Source organism: Pseudoalteromonas sp. S16_S37 (assembly GCF_014694405.1).
Taxonomy (GTDB): Bacteria; Pseudomonadota; Gammaproteobacteria; order Enterobacterales; family Alteromonadaceae; genus Pseudoalteromonas.
This window is the reverse complement of record NZ_JAAUWV010000018.1, coordinates 54086-62087: the sequence shown is the minus strand read 5'-3', so window position 1 is coordinate 62087 and position 8002 is coordinate 54086. Positions and strand designations below refer to the sequence as shown.

The 8002-nt window shown below is 39.9% G+C and carries 8 protein-coding genes; all 8 read right to left on the bottom strand.

Annotated features, from left to right (window positions below; all coding sequences use genetic code 11):
* Positions 1 to 484 precede the first annotated feature (484 nt).
* Entirely contained in the window at positions 485 to 736 is a 252-nt protein-coding gene (locus HC733_RS10265) for a YkgJ family cysteine cluster protein (protein WP_190364956.1), read from the bottom strand.
* Positions 737 to 802: 66 nt separating this feature from the next.
* Positions 803 to 1480 carry a hypothetical protein gene (locus HC733_RS10260; RefSeq protein WP_190364955.1) on the bottom strand — a complete coding sequence of 226 codons (678 nt, stop codon included), beginning with the start codon at positions 1478 to 1480 and terminating at the stop codon, positions 803 to 805.
* Between the two features lie 163 nt (positions 1481 to 1643).
* Positions 1644 to 2780 carry a prohibitin family protein gene (locus tag HC733_RS10255; protein ID WP_190364954.1) on the bottom strand — a complete coding sequence of 379 codons (1137 nt, stop codon included), beginning with the start codon at positions 2778 to 2780 and terminating at the stop codon, positions 1644 to 1646.
* Positions 2777 to 4438: a cyclic peptide export ABC transporter gene (locus HC733_RS10250; RefSeq protein ID WP_190364953.1), complete on the bottom strand. Its 1662-nt coding sequence runs from the start codon at positions 4436 to 4438 to the stop codon at positions 2777 to 2779. The genes HC733_RS10255 and HC733_RS10250 overlap by 4 nt, the downstream gene beginning before the upstream one ends.
* A 112-nt stretch (positions 4439 to 4550) precedes the next feature.
* Positions 4551 to 4724: a hypothetical protein gene (locus HC733_RS10245; RefSeq protein WP_190364952.1), complete on the bottom strand. Its 174-nt coding sequence runs from the start codon at positions 4722 to 4724 to the stop codon at positions 4551 to 4553.
* 69 nt (positions 4725 to 4793) lie between these two features.
* Positions 4794 to 5345 (bottom strand): YcjF family protein, encoded by a 552-nt coding sequence (locus tag HC733_RS10240; RefSeq protein WP_190364951.1) that lies wholly within the window; start codon positions 5343 to 5345, stop codon positions 4794 to 4796.
* 208 nt (positions 5346 to 5553) lie between these two features.
* On the bottom strand, positions 5554 to 6921 hold the full coding sequence (locus tag HC733_RS10235; protein WP_190364950.1) for a serine hydrolase domain-containing protein: 1368 nt from the start codon (positions 6919 to 6921) through the stop codon (positions 5554 to 5556).
* Between the two features lie 94 nt (positions 6922 to 7015).
* Positions 7016 to 7978: a TauD/TfdA family dioxygenase gene (locus HC733_RS10230; RefSeq protein WP_190364949.1), complete on the bottom strand. Its 963-nt coding sequence runs from the start codon at positions 7976 to 7978 to the stop codon at positions 7016 to 7018.
* Between the last annotated feature and the right edge of the window lie 24 nt (positions 7979 to 8002).

The following is an 8002-nucleotide window of genomic DNA, read 5'->3' as shown; positions in this document are numbered from 1 at the left end:
TTACTTAGAACAATTCAAAAGAAAAACTCACACTTACAAGAAACATTTAATTTAATTATGTTAATTTTAGTTAAATATTACCCGAATTGAGGTACTTAAACAGGTCGATAATGACCTAATTTGATAATTAATTTTTTACGTTGGTCGCGAGACGAATAAATTTGTAAATAGGCTGTTATTTAAACAATGCGCGAACATTGGCGCATAGGGAGCCAGCAGCATTGGATCTTCGATGTTTTGTTTTAAAAGAAGATAAGTTAAAGGTATCAGACCTAGATGGTGCGGCACTCATAGCCTTGTTTAAACATAATTGGTATCAAAGACAGTTTTTCAGCACGACAAGGAGCAGCATGGAACGATGATTTTAGGACAGAATAGCTCTTTGGTTAATCTGTGAGCACAGTGGAATCCCTCTGATCAAGAGCTTGGAAGCATGAGAGAGATAAGTGGCGATATACGCCATTATGGCTTTAGGGTGTAAACATCACTCTGTTAACATTTCCAGTTCATGTAATATGGTTAAAGCTTCTGTTGAATTACTCCCACATACCCACTCTGTCGCTTTAAAGTCATGACACACTTTGGGGCGTTCAGGTTTACCAAATAATTTGCACAAGTTGTCATCTGTGAGGTTTTTACAACGCTCACCTGCCGGTTTGCCTTCTGGGTGGTTTGGAAAGCTAGAACTGATACTTGGCGCGATGCAACAAGCACCACAATGAAGACGACACTCCACACATTACCTCATCTACAATTGACATAACGCGTAGTGTATCACTTTTGCTGTCTATTTCGAAAACGCTTAATTTGATTTTACAAACCCGCCCTGCGCTCGGACCGATTTAATCGCTTCATCGAGCTGCTTGACGATAGCTTGATGCTTTTTGTTAAGCAGGTGGTAGCCAATTTTTTGTTGTATAAAGAAGTGATTTGGGTAAGTGGACAAGGCATCTTTGGAGTAATCATCAAACACGACAATTGCATAATCGACTTTATCTTGGCTAAATATTTTAAGAAGTGTTTCAAAACTTGAAAACTCAACAAGACTGATAGTGCTTCCGGATAATAGCTCTTTATAAAACTCTTTTGCCGCGATTAACCCTAAGGAACGATTGGAATTTTTAAGAATAGATAAATCACATTGCAACTTTGGCTGGCAAAGCAGAACAACGTCAATTTGACTTATTGGTGTTGGCACAACAATGATATTTTTATACGCGTCAACAAACTCTAACGATTTGGCAGTATCTGCGTCTATTAAGCCTTGATCCAATAGCTTTAACGCACGCTTATCGTTTATCAATTCAAATTTTGGTTCGATACCTATTTTGCGATAGGCTTGCTCCAACAACGGCACATAATAATGAATGATGCCTTTGTGCTCCACATAGCTGATAACAAACCTAGTGTCCTCTTGTTTTACTGCTTGCGCAAACAGGCTGCATGACAAAACCAACAACAGAACTACACTATACTTCATGCAAACTCTTAATTTCCTCGATTGAAAATAGTTATTGAATCAATAATTAAAGCATAGCCTAATTTCTCAACGCGAAAATAAGCGATTTTTATAGAGTCTGAACTACTAGATCTAAACATACATTATTATAAATATGCCACCTAAACTGCGTGGCATATTTTTGCTATGGTTGCGCGACTTCTTCAAGTGGAATATGTGCACTTGCTGTTGGGCTACGATAGACTGGTTCTTTCTTAGTTTCCTTATTTGTCTTTTCTGTTGCTTCTTTATCATCTTTTGCGTGTGACACAGCAGGCAAAGACGGACCAAGACTATTTTCAGTATTCAGAATTAACGGTAATCCGTCTTTACCGCCGCCGATAACAACTACTTTTGCGTTATTGGACTTAGCAAGCTCTATTGTTGCCTCTATACCTCGCCATCTTAAATAAGTTTCAGAGATACCACCGCTAACCGTTTTTTGAAACGCTGCAATCCCTTTGGCTTCTGTTTCTTTGCGCATTGCCTCTTTCTCGGCCACTTCTAGACGCATATCATACTCCTGTTGCAGATAGTGCTGATTTACCTTCGCAATAATGGCATTATGTACCCCTTCTGGTACGTTTACGCGGCGTATCAGTACATCATCAAGATTAACTAGAGCATGGCCTTTCATCTCTCCCGAGATCCCTTTAAGAATTGTTTGTTCTTGTAATTTAAGCTCATTCAATACTTTTCCAAGCAGCTGTGCTTGCACATCCATACGCTGCGAACCGTAGACTTCCTCAGCAGTATAATTAGACACTATCACCCGAACCGCAGAGCTGACTTCGGGTATCACCATCTCATTGACATAATCTTGTCCGACTAGCTGATGTAAAAACGGAATATGCTTAACCACAGGACGGTAACGCACGGTCACATCAAGGGTAATACGTAAACCTTGGTTGGTAATAGCGTGTATCTCTCTATTTGCCGTTTGAAATCGACTGGAATAAATTACCAGTTTATCCCACGGCATTACCAATACAGTACCCTCAGAAAATGGCTTGTCTAAATATGTACCGCCACCGAGTCTTTTCCATAAAACGCCAACTTCCCCTGAGTCGACTTTAATAAACACCACGGGAACCAAAGCAACAATCAAAAACAGTAATATTAGTAAGGTAACGCCAGCCCTAAAGCGCCAAGATACGATCCGCTTACGTAATTTAGGGTAATAACGTTTTAATACACGCATCACAATGTTGGAGATAACTATCACCAAACACAATGCGCCTAGGACTAATAATCCTATATCTGGTGGGATAATAATATTCATGAGGAAACGCCCTCACTGCCTGCCATGTTATGTTCCATTAATTGTCCTTCTACCATTTTTAAATGTACATCCGCTAAATGGAAATATGCATCATCATGAGTAATAGCAATTACAGTATTCCCACGTTCTTTTAACTTGGGTAATACTTGCTCGTAGAACTTGCGCCTAAATATTGGGTCTTGATCTGCTGCCCATTCATCAAAAATATAAATTGGCCGATTTTCTAAAATTGTACTGAGTAAAGCGAGCCGTTTTCGCTGCCCAGTTGATAGGTCAACGGTTGAAAACTCGCTGTTTTCAACGCTTACTTTATTATTCATTTCCAAAAATACTAACCAGTCATCTATTTCTTGCTGCGAACCGACGCGGATCCCATACAGCTGTTTAAACAAATGAAAGTCTGAAAAAACAGCGGTGAACAAACTACGGTATAAATCTTGTTCGTTGTTTGTGATTGCTCTGCCGTTTAATAGTATTTGCCCAGCTTGTAACTCATATAGCCCGGTGAGCATTCGAATAAAGGTAGTTTTACCACTGCCGTTACCACCAGTCACAAAGGTGATTTGCCCAGGCTTAATGGTTAAATCCACGGGGCCAACAAAAAATGGCCGCTCTCCTGCAGGGCGATTGTGTTGGTAGTACGCCCCTTCTAGTTTGATCTCTTCAAAAGCGCGTATTTCTGAAGGCCCTTTGACGTTTTGTTTTTGGGCTTTTTGCGATGCAAGTTTAAGCTCATTTTCAAGCTCTAATACGTTATTTGCAGCTTCGCTTGCCGTGGTGTAAATAGGTATGCCACCCACTATACTGGTGATCGGACCGATTAAAAATAACGATGCAGTTGTAACCTTTATCACGACGTCTGTGTATACATTTGAAAGCAATGGAACGATAAAAACCATTGCACCCGTTGCTGCAAAAAATGTAATTTGTGATAACACAAAGTCAGTTGCAAATAAGGTCTGAGTGGTGGTTTTGGCATTTTTAGCTCGGGTTGAGTCTGCAATAAATTCGTTTTCTAGGTCATCAGCTCTGGGAGAGCTAAGCTTCACTTCCTTAAAACCATCTAATAAGTCAGACAACCGGTGAATTAGCATATTTTCGCTTTCAAATGATAACCTCATGTTTTTCTGTATTTCATTGGCGCGAAGTCGATGAATACTCGCCCCCAACATAATCAATACCGACACAACCAAAAATGCCACAAACGAGTGGTAAGCAATATACAGGGAAGTAAAAAACACCAATGTGATTGACTGACCGATAATGACAAACAGTTGCGCTGATTGAGAAATCGTTTGTAGCTCTTTGCTAAGTGTATTAAATATTCTCTCTTTGCCTATTTTCTCAAGTGTTGATAATTCGGTATAGCGAACACATTCAAACAACTCAACGCGCAGTCCAGCAATGGCTTTTTCGACGGTCCTTGCTGCTTTGGTCATTAGACGCTGTTGTGTAAAGCCGTAAATAGCAATTGTTAAGCTAAATAAGACCAAGTAATAGAGTATATGATTCTCTCGATTTATATCAGAAATGTTCTCAGCAACGTTATTGATTAAAGCCAGTACCAACGCGTTTGCTAGACCTGAAATACAACCAAGAGCAACAAAGTTCCGTTTCTTTACTTTTAAGTTTCGACTTATTAAATCGTATAATACCATTTGCGCTTCTTTATTATTTTTTTGCTCAAATACCACAATGACAGAGAGCAGCTCTAAATTCCATGTTCACCAATACAAGTGTTACTACAACACTTAAAATTTGCACAGAGGCCTATTCTTCTTCCTCCGCGATAGGCTCTCTTCTTTTGGCTAAAAACAAAATCAATAAACCTGCTAAAGGCGTAAAGACCAAAGAGATCAAGAAAAACCCTACGGGCCCGGCAAAGGTATTGCGTCCCCAGTAGCCTGACAGAATACATAAAGCCAAATATAGTATTACCAGCATGTTGCATTTCCTAATGTAAGTTATAGAACAAATAAACCAGCAGACTCCTGCTGGTTTATCAAGTTACTACTAGCTAGCAGCGTTCACTTGTGTATCTGCGTTGTCTTTGTTTTTTCTAAACTTTGCTGCGGTCTCAGAGATGTCGTCCTTAATACTCGAAAGATTAAGGTCTAACAAAGTTCCACCGTGCTCAAAGTGACGAATAAACGTTGTACCTACAGCATGTGAAGATGCTGCTGATACGACAGGCATAAACGCCAGTGCGCTCAACGTGCCAAGTACTGGAACAGCTTTCAAAAAGCTGCTTAAACCAGCGCCGCCCAAAGTTTGTGGAAATGAACCACCGATCACCGCTGTGATAGTACCGCGCAGCATATTCTCACTATATGATTGACCGTACACTTTCGCGATTTCACCAATCATTTTTATTTGAATACCTGTCAAAGCTACTAAGTCAACCGCAGGAATTGGAATAAGACCACTACCAAACGACCACTTTGTATACTTGTCAACAATTTGCTGTGCGACAGCTTCGCGATTTTCAACCTCAACATGATTTGCATCTTGTTCGGTTTTAACCTCGCTCGCCTTTTCATCCTTCGCTGTTTTTGTCGCTGTCATATTTAGTCCTCTATGATTTAGAATTAAACAGTTGTTAAACATATCAAGTTATTCAAAAGCTAACTAAAGCTTGATTGCTAACTTGCCCTTTTTCACTTTCTAACTACATGAGCTAAAAAGTAATTCTTTTATCGTGCACACAAGAGCACACCGATAAGCGAAAACGAAATACAACTGCTCTATTTCCTTTTCTCAAAGACTCACTCTCTTACGCGTCGTTAAGCACACTTTGGCAGCTAACACTGCGGTGCTTATCGTTGTAAAAGATAATGTTCCTAATTTCACTTGAAATACAATCTGACTCAGTGCCTGTTTTTACATAGTTACTAAAAACCATCACTGCTTGGTCACGTTCTATTAAGCGATTAAAGCTGGTCACCCAAGAGTACGGATAGCTTCCAGAGTATTGTAAAAACTTCTCGTATTTCCTGAGATTGGTATCGTTGGGGTTTTGCGGGCAATCAGCTACTTTGCCATATTGAGTTGGGTCGATAAACGTCACAAACCAACCGTAGCCATAGTATTCACATGACTCAGTGCTGTTAGTATTTGCATACGGAGCAAAGGCCGCCAGCTTTTGCGTTTCACTTAGTATTTTGGTTGTATATAAACCCTGATCCCACTTTTGCATATCTTCAACTGTTGAATACATATCACCTGCTGAATACAACACTAGTGGATTACTATAAGGGTTAACCAATATATCCTCATAAGGCGCTGGCCCACCAGCAACAGGAGGACGGCCATTAGCTAATGGTAAGTACTGATTTTGATTGTAGATATAGCCCGTGGTCATGTTGCTATAAATGCCAATGGGGCTAAATGAGCCACTTTCGCTCATCGCTAAAGTATCTAAAATATGTTCTCTAAGCAGGTTGCCAAACCAAAACTCGCGAGATATATCACCTTGCGTGCCCGCGGCTATCTGCTCAATAATATTGCCAATTAAATAATAATTACAGTTGCTGTATTCATACTGCGAACCTGGTGTAAATGACGGTTTATCCCCCTGCGAAGTACATGTGCAAAAGCGATTACTAAAGTCTTCTGGACCATTAAGGTTTAGCGTCTTGTCGTATAAAAATGGACGCCACCCATAGTTATCGTACACTTCTTCATTATCACTATAATTATCTATGCCCGAAGACATTGTTAGCAAATGATGCAACGACACATCTGCACATTGATTTTTTGGATACCAAGGTAAATGATCGCCAATGGTTTCTTGTCTCAAGTCTTTGCCTTCCAACATTCGCATTAAAATTGCAGCTGCAAACGCCTTTGTGTTGGAGCCAATTCGGTACTTTGATTTAATTGTGTTTTCAACGCCATACTGCATGTTCTGCGGGCCGCAATTGGCTTCATACACGACCTTATCTTGAGAAGTGATATAGATAGTTCCGAAAAAAACGTTTTTATCACAGTAGTCGCTTACTGTCGTTGCTATCATTTCAATTTGACTTGCCGTAATTGTGGTATTTTTGGCTACGCTCTTATTTTGTAAACAAGAAGCCAAAATTAAGCTTATCAAACACAACACCATAATTTTAAACCGCGAATGCAAAAGCCATTTCATTGTTTATTTCCTCAACAAATGTCTGTTATTTGCTAACCACACAACTACTAACAAAACGTTTTCGCCCGAAAATGCGGACGGTCATACATCAATTTCAACCAACTATCTTTGCCATGCCTACGAGTACTTTTCTAACACCTGAATAGGCCTGACGCCCGTGGGTAAACAGCATATTATCTAGCAGCAAAATATCGTTTCTTTGCCAAGGATAAGAAAAAGTCAGATCCTTATAGACTTGGTTTATAGCGTGTATCTCTTCATCTGAAATCACACTTCCATCGCCATAATATGCGTTTCGAGGCAAATTCTCTTCGCCAATACTTGTGCGCATAAAATCTGATGTCTGTCCATCAATGCTAGAGGCGTGAAAAAGATGTGCTTGATTAAACCAGACCTTTTCGCCAGTTTGCGGGTGTTTGGCAACTGCGGGGCGCCGTTGACGAGTTTGTAAACGGTTTTCATACCATTGATATTCAATTTGGTTGGCATCGCAATATGCTTCTACTTCGCATTTACTATCAGTTTGAAATACTTCTTGCCAAGGCAAATCAATATCACCGTAGTTTCGTACATACATAACCCCTAACCGCTCAAACTTGTCACGAATTTCCAAAGGTAAGTTGTTGTACACCTCTCTGCTATCGGCAAGCGGTGTATCGCCACCACTTTTGGCGGGGATCACGCAAAAAAAGCCCATTCTCATCGGCCATTTATTGGAATAAGCGTTTTCATTATGCTGAAGTATCACTTGATCAGCATGATATTCGGTGGTGGTGTAGATATTGTTTTTCAATGCGGTGCGAGGTGAAGAGCGATACATATACTGACTTAGTGGCTCACCAAATATTGTTTCAAGTATGCTGCTAAATTGATTGCTGCTTACAATATTTAAACCCCGCAATAAGGCAAAGCCATCCTTGTTTACCCATTGATTAACTTCATCAATATGATTTTTTATCCATGCTAATCCACTTTGTTTTTCAGATGAAAGGTCGTGGATCCGATGATCGATAACCCCTGAATTTGTATCCATCTTTACTGAGAGTAACTGGTCCATTTTTTTCCCATCCTTTAACTAGGT

What these genes read in the sequence shown, in the direction of transcription:
- HC733_RS10260 (WP_190364955.1), bottom strand. Translation starts at nt 1,480, where the DNA reads ATGAAGTATAGTGTAGTTCTGTTGTTGGTTTTGTCATGCAGCCTGTTT.
- HC733_RS10255 (WP_190364954.1), bottom strand. Translation starts at nt 2,780, where the DNA reads ATGAATATTATTATCCCACCAGATATAGGATTATTAGTCCTAGGCGCA.
- HC733_RS10250 (WP_190364953.1), bottom strand. Translation starts at nt 4,438, where the DNA reads ATGGTATTATACGATTTAATAAGTCGAAACTTAAAAGTAAAGAAACGG.
- HC733_RS10245 (WP_190364952.1), bottom strand. Translation starts at nt 4,724, where the DNA reads ATGCTGGTAATACTATATTTGGCTTTATGTATTCTGTCAGGCTACTGG.
- HC733_RS10240 (WP_190364951.1), bottom strand. Translation starts at nt 5,345, where the DNA reads ATGACAGCGACAAAAACAGCGAAGGATGAAAAGGCGAGCGAGGTTAAA.
- HC733_RS10235 (WP_190364950.1), bottom strand. Translation starts at nt 6,921, where the DNA reads ATGAAATGGCTTTTGCATTCGCGGTTTAAAATTATGGTGTTGTGTTTG.
- HC733_RS10230 (WP_190364949.1), bottom strand. Translation starts at nt 7,978, where the DNA reads ATGGACCAGTTACTCTCAGTAAAGATGGATACAAATTCAGGGGTTATC.